This is a genomic window from Mesorhizobium sp. CNPSo 4684 (genome assembly GCF_057784315.1).
On record NZ_JBWLUX010000036.1, the window covers coordinates 30,054 to 44,224 of the forward strand.

Here is a 14,171-nt window from a genome sequence, read left to right on the forward strand (position 1 = left end):
AGTGTCCATCGGACGAACTGACACTTTTCAGCCTGCGGCTGACCGCAGCGAAGACCGGCTTCGCAGTCAGGCGCCAAAATGGGAGATTGACGATGAATTCATTTCTGAAGACGTGCACGGCTTTGACGGTCGCGCTGACCTTTTCCGGTCAGGCCGTCGCCCAGGTCAAGGAGCTTGGCAAGGGCGAAGGCGAGGTCAGCATCGTTGCCTGGCCCGGCTATATCGAGCGCGGCGAAACCGACAAGGGCTATGACTGGGTGACCTCCTTCGAGAAGGAGAGCGGCTGCAAGGTCAACGTCAAGACCGCCAACACGTCCGACGAGATGGTCTCGCTGATGAATGAGGGCGGCTTCGATCTGGTCACCGCTTCGGGTGACGCCTCGCTGCGCCTCGTCGCCGGCAAGCGCGTGCAGCCGATCAACACCGATCTCATCCCGAGCTGGAAGAGCGTCGACGACCGGCTGAAGGATGCGCCCTGGTTCACCGTCGACAAGGTGCATTACGGCGTTCCCTATCAGTGGGGCCCGAACGTCCTGATGTACAACACCGATGTCTTCAAGGAAGCGCCCAAGAGCTGGAACGTCGTCTTCGAGGAAATGAACCTGCCTGACGGCAAGTCGAACAAGGGCCGCGTCCAGGCCTATGACGGCCCGATCCACATTGCCGATGCCGCCAACTATCTGATGTTCCACAAGCCGGAACTCGGCATCAAGGATCCCTACGAACTGAACGAAGACCAGTACAAGGCGGCGCTCGAATTGCTGCGCGTCCAGCGCACGCTGGTCGGCCGCTACTGGCATGACGCCGCAATCCAGGTCGACGACTTCCAGAACGAAGGCGTCGTCGCCTCGGGTTCCTGGCCATACCAGGTCAACACGCTGGTCGCCGCCAAGAAGCCGGTCGCCTCGACCGTGCCGGAAGAAGGCGTCACCGGCTGGGCCGACACCACCATGATGGAAGCCGACGCCGCGCACCCGAACTGCGCCTATATGTGGCTCGAACATTCGCTGTCGCCCAAGGTGCAGGGCGACGTCTCGGCCTGGTTTGGTTCGTTGCCGGTCGTGCCCGCCGCCTGCAAGGGCAACGAGCTTCTGACCGACGAAGGCTGCAAGACCAACGGCTACGACAATTTCGACAAGATCAAGTTCTGGAAGACCCCGGTCTCGAAGTGCGCCACTCAGAACGACCAGTGCGTGCCCTATTACCGCTGGGTGTCGGACTATATCGGCGTCATCGGCGGACGTTAAACTCCAAAGTTGGCGCTGCCCCTCACCCTTACCCTCTCCCCGTGAGGAACGGGGAGAGGGGGATCGCGGACGTCAGTGCGCCTCCCTTCTCCCCGTCCCTCTACGGGGAGAAGGTGCCGGCAGGCGGATGAGGGGCAGCACTCACGTCTGAAATTTTGACGAGCCTGACAGATCAGGACAACCCCATGACCTCGGCCGTTTCCTTCCAGAAAGTGTCTCGCCATTTCGGCAGCGTGCGCGCCGTCGATGCGGTCGATCTCGACATCGTGCCGGGCGAGTTCTTCGCCATGCTCGGCCCCTCGGGGTCCGGCAAGACGACGTGCCTGCGCCTCATCGCCGGTTTCGAGCAGCCGACCTCGGGCTCGATCTCGATCTTCGGCGAGCGCGCCGAGGGCGTGCCGCCCTATCGCCGCAACGTCAACACGGTGTTTCAGGACTACGCGCTGTTTCCGCATCTGAACGTGCTCGACAACGTTGCCTACGGGCTGATGGTCAAGGGCGTCGGCAAGGCCGAAAGGCAGAAGGCGGCGGAAGAGGCGCTGTCGCTAGTGCGTCTGCCCGGCTATGGCGCTCGCCGTCCCGGCCAGCTCTCCGGCGGCCAGCGCCAGCGCGTCGCGCTTGCCCGTGCGCTGGTCAACCAGCCCAAGGTGCTCTTGCTCGACGAGCCGCTCGGCGCGCTCGATCTCAAGCTTCGCGAGAACATGCAGGAAGAGCTGAAATCGTTGCAGAAGGCGCTCGGCATCACCTTCGTCTTCGTCACCCACGACCAGGGCGAGGCGCTGTCGATGGCCGATCGCGTCGCCGTCTTCAATGACGGCAAGATCATGCAGATCGGCACGCCGGAAGATATCTACCAGCGTCCGAAGACACGTTTCGTCGCCGATTTCGTCGGCTCGTCCAACGTGCTGCCGCCGGATTTCGTCCAGCGTTACTCCGGCCAGCACCGCTGGGGCAGCTTGCGCCCTGAATCCATCCGCATAGGCCGCGCTGCCAAAGGCGATGGCGTTGCCGCGCGCCTGGTCGGAACCAATTATCTCGGCGCCACCACAAAGCTGGCGCTCGACGCAGACGGGCTGCGGCTGCACGCCATCGTGCCGGCCGGCACAAAATTGCCGGCGGAAGGCGAAGCGGTGATGCTCACCTTCAACCGCGAGCATCTGCATTTGATGGACGAGCTGGCATGAGCCTCGACGCCGCCATGCCGCGTGCCACAGCTCCCGCCATCCTGCCTGGCAGCGGCGGCATGCGCGGTGCGCTGTCGGACCTGTTCTGGCGTCGGCCGCAACTCCTGCTCATCCTCATGCTGGCGCCGCCGGTGCTGTGGCTCGGCATCGTCTATATCGGCTCGCTGTTCGCGCTCTTGGCGCAGAGCTTTTTCTCGATCGACGAATTCTCCGGCCTCATCAACCATGAGTTCACGCTGAAGACCTATGGCGACCTGTTCCAGGCCGCCAATCTCGACATCATCCTGCGCACGGTGACGATGGCGGCGCTGGTCACGCTGGCGTCGGCCATCATCGCCTTCCCAATCGCCTACTACGCGGCGCGCTATGCCCGTGGCCGCTGGAAGGCGCTGTTCTATCTCGGCGTCATGCTGCCGCTGTGGTCGAGCTACCTGGTCAAGATCTATGCCTGGAAACTGATCCTCGCCAAGGAAGGCATTCTGACCTGGCTGCTCGCCAAATTGCATCTGCTCTGGGTGCTCGATGGCTGGCTGTCGCTGCCGGTCGTGGGCGGCAATTCGCTGTCGGTCTCCGCCACCGGCACCTTCATCGTCTTCGTTTATGTCTGGCTGCCCTTCATGATCCTGCCGGTGCAGGCGGCATTGGAGCGCGTGCCCGGCAATCTGGTCGAGGCCTCGTCCGATCTTGGGGCGTCGCCGGGCCAGACCTTCCGCAACGTGCTGTTCCCGCTGGCACTGCCCGGCATCGTCGCCGGCTCGATCTTCACCTTCTCGCTGACGCTGGGCGACTACATCATCCCGCAGATCATCGGCACGTCGCGGCTGTTCATCGGCCAGGCCGTCTATTCGCAGCAGGGCACCGCCGGCAATATCCCGCTCGCCGCAGCCTTCACGGTGGTGCCCATCATCATCATGGGTTTCTACCTCTGGGGCGCCAAGCGCATGGGGGCCTTCGATGCGCTCTGACGGTTCGCAATCCGCCCCGCTCGGCCTCAAGATCGCAGCCGCCTGCGGCCTGCTCTTCCTGCATCTGCCGATCCTCTTGATCTTCGTCTACGCCTTCACCACGGAAGAGAAGAGCTTCGTCTGGCCGCCGCCGGGGCTGACCACGCAATGGTTCGCCGTCACCTGGAACCGGCCGGATGTCTGGCAGGCGCTGTCGCTTTCGGTCCGCGTCGCCGCCATCTCGACGGCGATTGCCTTGATACTGGGCACGCTGTGCGCCGCCGCCGTGTCGCGGACAAAATTCTTCGGCCGCGAGACCATCTCGCTGCTGGTCATCCTGCCGATAGCGCTGCCCGGCATCATCACCGGCATCGCGCTGCGCTCGGCCTTCTCGCTGGCCGATGTCCCGTTCTCGTTCTGGACGATCGTGCTCGGCCACGCCACCTTCTGCGTCGTCGTCGTCTACAACAATGCGGTTGCCCGCTTCCGCCGCACCTCGGGCTCGATGATCGAGGCCTCGATGGATCTCGGCGCGGACGGTTTCCAGACCTTCCGGCATGTCGTGCTGCCCAACATCGCCACCGCACTGCTTGCCGGCGGCATGCTGGCCTTCGCGCTGTCCTTCGACGAGGTCATCGTCACCACCTTCACCGCCGGCCAGCAGCAGACCGTGCCGATCTGGATGCTGGAGGAGTTGATCCGTCCGCGCCAGCGCCCGGTCACCAATGTCGTGGCCATGGTCGTGGTGCTGGTGACGCTGCTGCCCATCCTGTTTGCCTATTACCTCACCCGCGACGGCGACCAGATCGCCGGTTCGGGCAAATAACGTCAGTTCGTAAGGGAGAGACGTCCATGGACACCCAGATGCTGATCGGCTCGAAATTCGAGAACGGCGCCGAGACCGAGGAGCCGATCCTCAATCCAAAGACCGGGGCGACCATCCTCAACCTGCCTGAAGCCAGCCAGGCGCAGATCGGGGCGGCTGTCACTGCCGCCGAGCAAGCGTTCGTCTTGTGGTCACGCACCACGCCGGCGCAGCGCTCCGGCTATCTCCTCAAGATCGCCGACCGCATCGAGGCCGAGGCCAAGGAGTTTGCCGCGCTCGAGGCGCTGAACTGTGGCAAGCCGATCAATGCCGTGCTCAATGACGAAATCCCCGCAATCGTCGACTGCTACCGCTTCTTTGCCGGTGCGGTGCGTTCGATGCCCGGTGTAGTCGCCGGCGAATATCTGCCCGGCCACACCTCGATGGTGCGCCGCGACCCGATCGGCATCGTCGCCTCGATCGCGCCGTGGAACTATCCGCTGATGATGATGGCGTGGAAGCTGGCGCCGGCGATTGCCGGCGGCAACACCGTCGTCTTCAAGCCGTCGGAACAGACGCCGCTGACGGCGCTGAAACTGGCCAGGATCCTGGCCGAGGTGCTGCCCGAAGGCGTCGTGAACGTCGTGCTCGGCCGTGGCGACAGCGTCGGCAACACGCTGATCAATCACGCCAAGGTCAACATGATCTCGATCACCGGCGATGTCGCCACCGGCAAGAAGGTGCTGCAGGCGGCCGCCAAATCGGTCAAGCGCACGCATCTCGAACTTGGCGGCAAGGCGCCGGTCATCGTCTTCGACGACGCCGATCTCAGCGCCGTGGTCAATGGCCTGCGCGCCTTCGGCTACTACAATGCCGGCCAGGATTGTACCGCCGCCTGTCGCATCTATGCCGGCAGGAAGATCTACGACAAGCTTGTCGCCGATCTCTCCTCGGCTGTCTCGACCATCAAGTACAACCAGCCGGACGACACCGAAAACGAGATCGGCCCGCTGATCTCGCGCCGTCAGCGTGATCGCGTATCGAGCTTCGTCGAGCGTGCGTCGGAACTGAAGCACATCGAGATCACAACAGGCGGCAAGCCGGGCGAGGGCTCCGGCTTCTACTACCAGCCGACCGTCGTTGCCGGCGCGCTGCAGGAAGACGAAATCGTGCGCCGCGAAGTCTTCGGCCCGGTCGTCTCGATCACCCGCTTCTCCGAGGTCGACGAGGCGGTGAACTGGGCCAATGACAGCGACTATGGCCTGGCGTCATCGGTGTGGACCAAGGACGTCTCGCGCGCCATGGCGACGGCTGCTCGTCTTCAGTACGGCTGCACCTGGATCAACACTCACTTCATGTTGACCAACGAGATGCCGCATGGCGGACTGAAGCAGTCGGGCTACGGCAAGGACATGTCGCTCTACGCGCTTGAGGACTACACCGCCGTCCGCCACGTGATGGTGGCGCACGGCTAGCGCGTCAACCAGGGAGGAAGACCATGCATCGTCGCCAGTTTCTGACATCAGCAGCCATCGCCGCATCGCTTTTTGCCGCAGCGCCATCCTTTGCTGCCGACACTGCGCAATCGGTGGTCGAAGCCTATCTCGCCGCCTGGAATGCGCACGATTCAACAAAGGCCGCCGGCTATTTTGCCGACGACGTCACCTATTACGACGCTTCGGTCGGTACGCCGGTCAAAGGCAAGGAAGCCGCCAAGAGCGGTGTCATCGACAACTTCCTCAAGGCCGTTCCCGACGCCGTCTGGACGATGAAGGGCAAGCCTGTGGTTGAGGGCGACCGCGTCTCGTTTGAATGGGAATTCTCGGGCACCAACACCGGCGCCTGGGCCGACGGCACCGCCGCCACCGGCAAGAAGTTCTCCTTCACCGGCGCCTCGATGTTTTCGATCAAGGACGGCAAGATTGCGACCCAGAGCGACTATTACGACGCGCTCGGCTTCTACAAGCAGCTTGGCCTGATGTAGGAACGCACCCGGGAATCGAAACCAAGCGATGGCGCCGATCCGCCGTCGTTAAAGTATTCTGCCGGCAAGTCTCCATGCGTTAAGCGTGGTGGATTTTTGTTTCGTGAAAATATTCGACGGTTTACTCAATATTCAACCTGAACGAGCAGCCTCCTTGCCGAGAAACCGCGCGGCGAGGGGGTTTGCGCATGAATACGACCAAGATCAAGCTGGTCATGATTGGCGGCTTCTGCCTGGTGATGGCCTTCTTCGGCGGCAAGGACATGCTGAAGAAAGGCGGTTGGCCGGAAGTGCCGGCCGAAGTCCTCGTGGTCAACGTCGAATGCGACATGGAATCGACTGCGCACAAGATCGTCTACAAGACTGTCAGCACCGCTACGATCCCCTGCGAATTGGTTGACGCGTTCAAGATGGTGCATGCGGACAAACAGTGGAAGGTGAAGCAGAAATTCACCGGAACCTTGCGCGTCGGCACCGGCGCCGATGCCGTCGAGGCGACGATGGAGCTGAACAAGGACGGCGGCCGCGAGCCGCAGGTCGGCGACAAGCTCACCGTCGTCCAGAACCCCGCCAACCCGACCCAGATCGAGCGCACCGGCATGACCGGCGCGCGTCTGACGATCGTCATCGGCGGCGGATTGCTCGGCGCGCTGCTTCTCTATCTTGCTTTCAAGCCGCGCCGACGGACCGAGGCCTACGCTGTGGCCGGCGACCTTGCCGGGGATGCCGGCGCGGACCAGCGCGCCCGCCAGGCGGACGCCCTGATAGCGGCCGCCCTTGCCAAGCAGGCCACGCTACCCAATCAGCCGGCGCCTGTCGTGGCAGCCGGATTGGCCAGGGAAGGCCGCTTCGCCGGGCAGAAAACGAATTTCGGCCGCCGCAACTGACGGCCGAAACTCGCAGTTCCTACTCCACGATGCGGTAGATGTTCCAGAGGCTGGTGCCTGACACGACATAGGGCTCCATCTCTTTGCCCCATTTGGCGTGCGCATCGATCTTGCCGATCTTGGCGAAGAACGCCTCCAACTGGGCCAGGCTCTCGACCTGGTGATGCGACTCGACCGTCGCCTCCCGCGCGCCGATCGAGCCGGTCATGATCTGGAACTTGAGGTCGGCGATGCCGACCTGAGAGCCGATTTCGCGCTCCCATTTCTTGAGCAGTTCAAGCACGGTCTGCTTGTGCCCGAATTTGGCGTCGATCTGCCATCTGGCGCTGAACATGTCGGCCTCCTCACTCGTCCCAGGCTTGCACGACGGTCTGCCGTGCAATGCGGCCGTTCTTCAACTCCAGCATCGCTGCGCAGAACACTTTCGTCCCGTCCGGATAGGCGCAGGCCTGGGTGAAGGCGAGGTTGTCGCCATCGGCGATGGTGGTGTCGACCTTGTGGGTCATTGCCCGGCTGCAGATATCGTCCCAGAACGTGCTGATCGCCGCCCGGCCGCGGATCTCGCGCGGCTTGCTCGGCGGGTTGTTGCGATCGATCACCCGCACCAGCGCATCGTCGGCATAGAAGCTCGCCAGCATCCTGCCGTCTCGTCCTTCGATCGCTTTCTTGATCGCCGCGCCGTCAACGCTTTGCGTCTTGGTCAGCATTTTTTCCTCCATGGCCCGTCGACGGGCGGTTGATGATCAGAAGCACTGCCCGGCGCCCATCGCCGGGCAGGGTCTTTCACTGCGACTTGGCTTTGACGGCCGCGAACACGCCGTCGGTCTGCTGTTTGAAGGTCGCGAAATCGACCTGGCTGCCGTTGAGCATCGTCGACCAATGGCGCACGATGGCCGCCATCGCGATCGCCTCCTTGATCTCCTCATCGGTCGCGCCATTGAGCTTGGCTGCCTCGGTGTGGAAATAGATGCAGTACTGGCACGGGATCTGCGAGGCGACGGCCAGCCCCATCAGCTCCTTGGTCTTGCCGTCGAGCGCGGTCTTGGGGTTGAGCTGCACGCCCTTGATCTCGGCCCAGGCGCCGGCAACCGCGACATCCGGCAGCGTCTTGAACATGTCCGGCACCGAGCCGAGCGTCGCCTCGATGTCCTTGTAAGTGGCGGTCGCCGCGGCATCCTCGGCCTTGGCAGGGGCGATGGTGAACAGCGCGCCAACGCTTGCCGCTATCACCAGCGATTTGATCGACCTGGTTGACTTCAGCATTGCATCCTCCTTTCGCTGCGCCTTCCCGGCGACATCCGCCTGGGCTGCATGGAGAGAATTGGTAGCGCCTGCGCGCCCTTGGCCGCTTCGCCCGAAAGCGCCATGGCTCCTATGGCCCGTCCGGGCCAATATGCCTGGCGGAAAATGCCGCTGCGGCCGCCCGTGACGGCAGGTCGAGCTTCAACAATATGTTGGCGACATGACGCTTCACCGTATGCTCGCTCAGCCTCAGCTCGGCAGCGATTGCGGCATTGCTCTTGCCGTCGGCGATCAGGCTCACCACCTCGCTTTCGCGCGCCGTCAATTGAGCCGGCTCGGCAGGCCTGGCCTTGGGACGGCAAGCGGGCTCGAGATGCTGTTCCGACGTCGCCTGGACCAGCGCCAGCGGCTCGTCCAGCTCATCCACCGTGACACGCCCGGCATCGATGAAATGCAGGCCGGAACCGACCGCCAGATCGGCGACCAGCCGCGACGCCAGAATATCGCCGCGCCCGGCATGGGCGGCGATCTGCATCGTCACCCGTGCCATCAGCCCCATCGGCGGCCCGCGCATTTCGACCTCTCCGACATGTGCGCCCTGGGCGCTTGCAATGCCCATCTGTTGCGCCGCATCGCGAAGTGCCGCCGCGCAGCGTATGGCACGCGCCGGCCCGTCGAAGCGCGCGATCATCAGCTCGCCATGCGTACCCGCCGCGCGGCCGCCATGGCGGCCGACCAGAGTCCGCCATGTCTCCTGGAAACGCTGGCTGCGCTCGCTCCACATGCGGTCGCCCATCCGCGCCGTGTCGTAGATACGTGTCGCCAGAAGAGCGGCAAGCACACGCTCCGCTTCGGCCACGGCGCGCTCGCCGGTCAGGAATTCCTCGATCAGGTCGGCCACCCGGTCGACATCGCCGGTCCAGATCGGGTGATCGCGGCCGGGGATTTCGACCAGTCGCGCATTGGCGATCTTTTTCGCCAGGAAGCGGCTGGCGTCGGGGTCGACCCGCACATCGTTACGGCGATGGATGAGCAGCGTCGGTGCGCTGATCGCCGAAAGCACGCCGCGCACGTCGATGCCGGCATTCATCCGGGCCAGGGCCGCCGCCGCCGTCGGGCTGGCCGACAGCCGTTCGAAGCGCGCCCACCACTGGGTGAAATGCGCGTCATCGACGCGGCCCGGCGCAAAGTTGGGCAGAGTGGCGCCGGTGCCCCAGGCCGTGCCGGCGGTCGCGATGAAGGCCTCGATGCGGTCCGGCGGCATCACCCATTTGTGGAAATGCGCATAGCCGCCATAAAGCGCCAACGCCCGTGTCCGTTCCGGATAAGTGGCGGCGAACAGCATCGCCAGCGGCGCGCCTTCCGAGGCGCCGAGCAGGGCGGCACGGCCGCTGCCGGTGGCATCCATGACCGCGCGCACATCGTCCATGCGGGTCTCTAAGCTGGGTAGATGGCGCGGGTCGACGCGGTCGGACAGGCCGGTGCCGCGCTTGTCGAACAGGATCAGCCGCGAGAACGCCGAGAGCCGTTTCAACAGCCTGGTATACCCCTCGTCTTCCCAATGCAGGTCGAGATTGGAGATGAAGCCGGGCACGAAAACCAGGTCGAACGATCCCTGGCCGACCACCTGATAGGCAATCCGCACGTCGCCGCTGAGGGCATATCGCGTCTCGATCGGCCTCACGACTGCATCCCGCCCGGCCAGACGATTTTCTGATCGCTGACAATAGCAGACGCCTGCCGGATGCGGCAGTCAAACTTTAGAAAACAGGAATATAGCCTGGCGGTCCGAACCGCTTTCGCCCGGTCCCTTCTGGGGAGAGCCTATTTCTGTGGAGCGGCGCTCTCCGTACCTGTGGGCTGGACGTAGCCGATGCTCATATCGGCCTGCTCCTCGGTCTTTGGCCGCTTGATCCGGGCAGAGGCCTCGACGACGAGCTCGTCGAAATTTTCGCCGCCGCTGTCCAGCATCTCGAAGAACTGGCGCCGCATCCTCGGCTCCCAGAACTTGTTGATATGCTCGGCCACACCCGCGACGCCCTCCTCGCGCGGCCTCGAATGGAAGAAGGCGGCGATCTGATTGGCCATGCGCACCAGCTTTTCCCTGGTGCTCGTGATGTGGTCTTCGTCATGCGACATGCTGGGCAACTCCCAAGACCACCCGTTCCGGGTGGGTGAAAACATCGAAATCGTCGCCGCGCACCAGCGCCACCAGCGTCATTCCTGCCTCTTCCGCTGTGCGGATGGCAAGCGCGGTCGGCGCCGAGACAGCCATGATGAAAGCCGAGCCGATGGCCGCCGTCTTCTGCACCATCTCGACCGAGACGCGTGAGGTCACGACCACGGCGCCCGAGGCACCGTTAATGCCGGCCTTCGCCAGCGCGCCGGCCAGCTTGTCCAGCGCATTGTGGCGGCCGACATCCTCGCGCGCCATGACAATGCCCTTGCCCGGTACATAGAAGCCCGCAGCGTGCACGGCGCCGGTTTCGGAATGCAGCGGCTGTACCTTCGACAACAGCCTCACCGAGCGAACAATGTCGTCGGCTTCAAGCGTAAGCTTGGACTCACCAACCTTGTCGACCGAGCGCATCGCTTCCTCGATGGATTCGATGCCGCACAGTCCGCAGCCAACCGGGCCGGCCAATCGCCTGCGTCGCGCCTCGAAGCGCGTGTTGGCCTGATCCTTGAGCCGGATCTGGATGTCGATGCCGGCGCCATGATCCTCGACCTCTATGGCCTCGATCTCTTGCGGCTTCGCAATAATGCCTTCGGTCAGCGAGAAGCCGAGCGCGAAATCCTCGAAGTCGGCTGGGCTCGCCATCATCACCGCATGGGTGGTACCGGCAAAGGAGAACGCCACCGGCGTCTCCTCGGGCACCATGCGGTTGGCCGCCGCAGTGCCGCTGGCCCGGTGCGCCAGCCGCGATATCTGCGTCGTTGCTTTGCGGCGCGCGGCCAAGACTACTCCGCCGCCTGTAGCGGAGCGATGCGGCGGCTGTTACGCGCCTGCTCGTCATATTCGCGCTGCCATTCCGACGGGCCGTTGGACGCGCCGACCTGCACCGCCGTCACCTTGTATTCCGGACAGTTGGTCGCCCAATCGGAGAAGTCGGTGGTGATGACGTTGGCCTGCGTGTCCGGATGGTGGAAGGTAGTGTAGACCACGCCGGGCGACACCCGGTCGGTGATCAGCGCACGCAGCGTCGTCTCGCCCGAACGGCTGGTCAGCCGCACCCAGTCGCCATCGCGCAGGCCGCGGTTCTCGGCGTCGTGCGGATGGATTTCCAGCCGGTCTTCCGAGTGCCACATGACGTTTTCGGTGCGCCTTGTCTGTGCACCGACATTGTACTGGCTGAGGATGCGGCCGGTCGTCAGCAGCAACGGGAAACGAGGGCCGGTCCGCTCGTCTGTCGCCACATATTCGGTGCGGATGAACTTGCCCTTGCCGCGCACGAAGCCGTCGATATGCATGATCGGCGTACCGAGCGGGGCCTTCTCGTTGCAGGGCCATTGCACCGATCCGACACGGTCGAGCAGATCGAAGGAGACGCCGGCGAAGCTTGGCGTCGTCTTGGCGATCTCGTCCATGATCTCGGAGGGATGCTGGTAGTTCCAGTCAAGCCCGATCGCACGGGCAAGCTCCTGCGTCGCTTCCCAGTCGGCGTAGCGCGCCTTCGGCTCCAGCACCTTGCGCACCATGTTGATGCGGCGCTCGGCATTGGTGAAGGTGCCGTCCTTCTCCAGGAAGGTCGACCCTGGCAGGAAGACATGCGCGTAGTTCGCTGTCTCGTTGAGGAACAGGTCGTGCACGACCACGCATTCCATCGCCGCCAGGCCGGCCGCGACATGCTTGGTATCAGGGTCGGACTGCAGGATGTCCTCGCCCTGGATGTAGATGCCTTTGAAGGAGCCGTCGACAGCGGCATCCAGCATGTTGGGGATGCGCAGGCCCGGTTCGTCGTCGAGCTTCACGCCCCACAAAGTCTCGTAGATGTCGCGCACCGCCTCGCCGGAGATGTGGCGGTAGCCCGGCAGTTCATGCGGGAACGAGCCCATGTCGCATGAGCCCTGCACATTGTTCTGGCCGCGCAGCGGATTCACGCCGACGCCCGGGCGGCCGATATTGCCGGTCGCCATGGCAAGGTTGGCGATAGCCATCACCGTGGTCGAACCCTGGCTGTGTTCCGTGACGCCGAGGCCGTAATAGATCGCGCCATTGCCGCCCTTGGCATAGAGCCGCGCGGCACCCCGGATCAGCTCCGGGTCGACGCCGGAAAGCTTGCCGACGGTCTCGGGGCTGTTCTCCGGCAAAGCGACGAAGGAGGCCCAGTCCTGGAACTCCGTCCAGTCGCAGCGTTCGCGGATGAAGGCTTCATCGAAAAGCCCTTCGGTGACGATGACATGCGCGAGCGACGTCAGCACCGCCACGTTGGTGCCGGGCTTCAGCGGCAGGTGATAGTCGGCCTCGACATGCGCCGACTTGACCATTTCGGTGCGGCGCGGATCGAGCACGATCAGCTTGGCGCCCTGGCGCAGCCGCTTCTTCAGCCGCGAGGCAAACACCGGATGCGCGGAAGCCGGATTGGCGCCGATGATGACGGCGACGTCGGTGAAGTCGACGGAATCGAAATCCTGGGTGCCGGCCGAGGTGCCGTAGGTCTGGCCGAGGCCGTAACCGGTCGGCGAGTGGCAGACGCGGGCGCAGGTGTCGACATTGTTGTTGCGGAAGCCTTGGCGCACCAGCTTCTGCACCAGATAGGTCTCCTCATTCGTGCAGCGCGAGGACGTGATACCGCCGATCGAGGTGCGTCCGTATTGATATTGGATACGGCGGAATTCCTTGGCCGTATGGGCGATTGCCTCTTCCCAGCTCACCTCGCGCCAGGGATCGCTGACCTTTTCCCGGATCATCGGCGACAGGATGCGGTCCTTGTGGGTCGCGTAGCCATAGGCGAAACGGCCCTTCACGCAGGAGTGGCCGTGGTTCGCCTTGCCGTCCTTGTAGGGCATCATGCGAATGACTTCGTCGCCCTTCACTTCGGCCTTGAAAGAGCAGCCGACGCCGCAATAGGCACAGGTGGTGACGGCGGAGCGCTCGGGCATGCCTTTCTCAAGCACGGTCTTTTCACGCAGCGCATCGGTTGGACAGGCCTGCACGCAGGCGCCGCAGGACACGCATTCGGAGGCGATGAAATCCTCATGCATGCCGGCGACCATGCGCGATTCGAAACCGCGGCCCTCGATCGTTAGCGCGAAGGTGCCTTGCACCTCCTCGCAGGCCCGCACGCAGCGCGAGCAGACGATACACTGCGCCGGATCATAGGTGAAATAGGGGTTGGACTCATCGCGGGCGATGTAGTCGACCGCCAGCGAGCCATGGCCCGGCGCCACGCCATTTTCCTGCTTGACGTGGTTGCGGCCCTCGATGCCGAAGCGGTTCTCGGTCAGGCCGACCGACTTCGCCACAGCGTCGAACTCGCTGGCGCCGGTGCCGGCCTTCTCGTTCCAGCCGGTCGGATGGTCGGAGACGTAAAGCTCCATGACACCGCGGCGGATGGCGTCGAGCCGCTCGGATTGCGTGCGCACCACCATGCCTTCGCCGACCGGCGTCGTGCAGGATGCCGGCGTACCGCCGCGCCCTTCGATCTCAACGAGGCAGACGCGGCAGGAGCCGAACGAGTCCAACATGTCCGTGGCGCAGAGTTTTGGAATCTCGACCCCGCCTTCCATCGCCGCGCGCATGATCGACGTACCCTCCGGCACGCTGATGCTGCGGCCGTCGACGATCAGCGTGACCTGCTTTTGCGCCTTCGATTCCGGGGTTCCGTAGTCGAGTTCTTCGATGAGTGTCGGGAAGTCGGCCTTGATATTCATCTGC

General features: G+C 63.9%; 14 protein-coding genes. 7 read left to right on the forward strand and 7 right to left on the reverse strand.

Annotated features, from left to right (window positions below; all coding sequences use genetic code 11):
- Nucleotides 1-92: 92 nt before the first annotated feature.
- From AC04SG_RS27155 to AC04SG_RS27185, 7 genes are all read left to right on the forward strand, one after another.
- Nucleotides 93-1,247, forward strand: coding sequence for an ABC transporter substrate-binding protein (locus tag AC04SG_RS27155; RefSeq protein WP_488553556.1), 1,155 nt, complete (start codon nucleotides 93-95; stop codon nucleotides 1,245-1,247).
- A 185-nt stretch (nucleotides 1,248-1,432) separates the two neighbouring features.
- The gene (locus AC04SG_RS27160) at nucleotides 1,433-2,431 is read left to right on the forward strand and encodes an ABC transporter ATP-binding protein (RefSeq protein ID WP_488553557.1); all 999 of its coding nucleotides are present in this window, start codon (nucleotides 1,433-1,435) and stop codon (nucleotides 2,429-2,431) included.
- A complete protein-coding gene (locus AC04SG_RS27165; RefSeq protein ID WP_488553558.1) occupies nucleotides 2,428-3,396 on the forward strand; it encodes an ABC transporter permease in 969 nt (322 codons plus the stop codon). The genes AC04SG_RS27160 and AC04SG_RS27165 overlap by 4 nt, the downstream gene beginning before the upstream one ends.
- On the forward strand, nucleotides 3,386-4,201 hold the full coding sequence (locus tag AC04SG_RS27170; protein WP_488553559.1) for an ABC transporter permease: 816 nt from the start codon (nucleotides 3,386-3,388) through the stop codon (nucleotides 4,199-4,201). Before AC04SG_RS27165 ends, AC04SG_RS27170 begins: the two co-directional genes overlap by 11 nt.
- A 26-nt stretch (nucleotides 4,202-4,227) precedes the next feature.
- Entirely contained in the window at nucleotides 4,228-5,655 is a 1,428-nt protein-coding gene (locus AC04SG_RS27175; RefSeq protein WP_488553560.1) for a gamma-aminobutyraldehyde dehydrogenase, read from the forward strand.
- 23 nt (nucleotides 5,656-5,678) lie between these two features.
- On the forward strand, nucleotides 5,679-6,164 hold the full coding sequence (locus AC04SG_RS27180; RefSeq protein ID WP_488553561.1) for an ester cyclase: 486 nt from the start codon (nucleotides 5,679-5,681) through the stop codon (nucleotides 6,162-6,164).
- 188 nt (nucleotides 6,165-6,352) lie between these two features.
- A complete protein-coding gene (locus tag AC04SG_RS27185) occupies nucleotides 6,353-7,051 on the forward strand; it encodes a hypothetical protein (RefSeq protein WP_488553562.1) in 699 nt (232 codons plus the stop codon).
- A gap of 19 nt (nucleotides 7,052-7,070) precedes the next feature.
- On the opposite strand, the gene AC04SG_RS27190 is transcribed toward AC04SG_RS27185, so the two are convergent.
- The 7 genes from AC04SG_RS27190 to fdhF all read right to left on the reverse strand — a co-directional run bounded on the left by AC04SG_RS27190 (nucleotide 7,071) and on the right by fdhF (nucleotide 14,167).
- Nucleotides 7,071-7,385, reverse strand: coding sequence for a hypothetical protein (locus AC04SG_RS27190; protein ID WP_192249776.1), 315 nt, complete (start codon nucleotides 7,383-7,385; stop codon nucleotides 7,071-7,073).
- 10 nt (nucleotides 7,386-7,395) lie between these two features.
- Nucleotides 7,396-7,758 carry a nuclear transport factor 2 family protein gene (locus tag AC04SG_RS27195; protein WP_023688799.1) on the reverse strand — a complete coding sequence of 121 codons (363 nt, stop codon included), beginning with the start codon at nucleotides 7,756-7,758 and terminating at the stop codon, nucleotides 7,396-7,398.
- A 76-nt stretch (nucleotides 7,759-7,834) separates the two neighbouring features.
- Nucleotides 7,835-8,314: a carboxymuconolactone decarboxylase family protein gene (locus AC04SG_RS27200; protein WP_488553563.1), complete on the reverse strand. Its 480-nt coding sequence runs from the start codon at nucleotides 8,312-8,314 to the stop codon at nucleotides 7,835-7,837.
- 109 nt (nucleotides 8,315-8,423) lie between these two features.
- On the reverse strand, nucleotides 8,424-9,977 hold the full coding sequence (locus AC04SG_RS27205) for an alpha/beta fold hydrolase (RefSeq protein ID WP_488553564.1): 1,554 nt from the start codon (nucleotides 9,975-9,977) through the stop codon (nucleotides 8,424-8,426).
- Nucleotides 9,978-10,117: 140 nt separating this feature from the next.
- On the reverse strand, nucleotides 10,118-10,432 hold the full coding sequence (locus tag AC04SG_RS27210) for a formate dehydrogenase subunit delta (protein WP_192249786.1): 315 nt from the start codon (nucleotides 10,430-10,432) through the stop codon (nucleotides 10,118-10,120).
- A complete protein-coding gene (gene fdhD, locus AC04SG_RS27215; protein ID WP_488553565.1) occupies nucleotides 10,422-11,252 on the reverse strand; it encodes a formate dehydrogenase accessory sulfurtransferase FdhD in 831 nt (276 codons plus the stop codon). The genes AC04SG_RS27210 and fdhD overlap by 11 nt, the downstream gene beginning before the upstream one ends.
- 2 nt (nucleotides 11,253-11,254) lie before the next feature.
- On the reverse strand, nucleotides 11,255-14,167 hold the full coding sequence (gene fdhF, locus AC04SG_RS27220) for a formate dehydrogenase subunit alpha (protein ID WP_488553566.1): 2,913 nt from the start codon (nucleotides 14,165-14,167) through the stop codon (nucleotides 11,255-11,257).
- Between the last annotated feature and the right edge of the window lie 4 nt (nucleotides 14,168-14,171).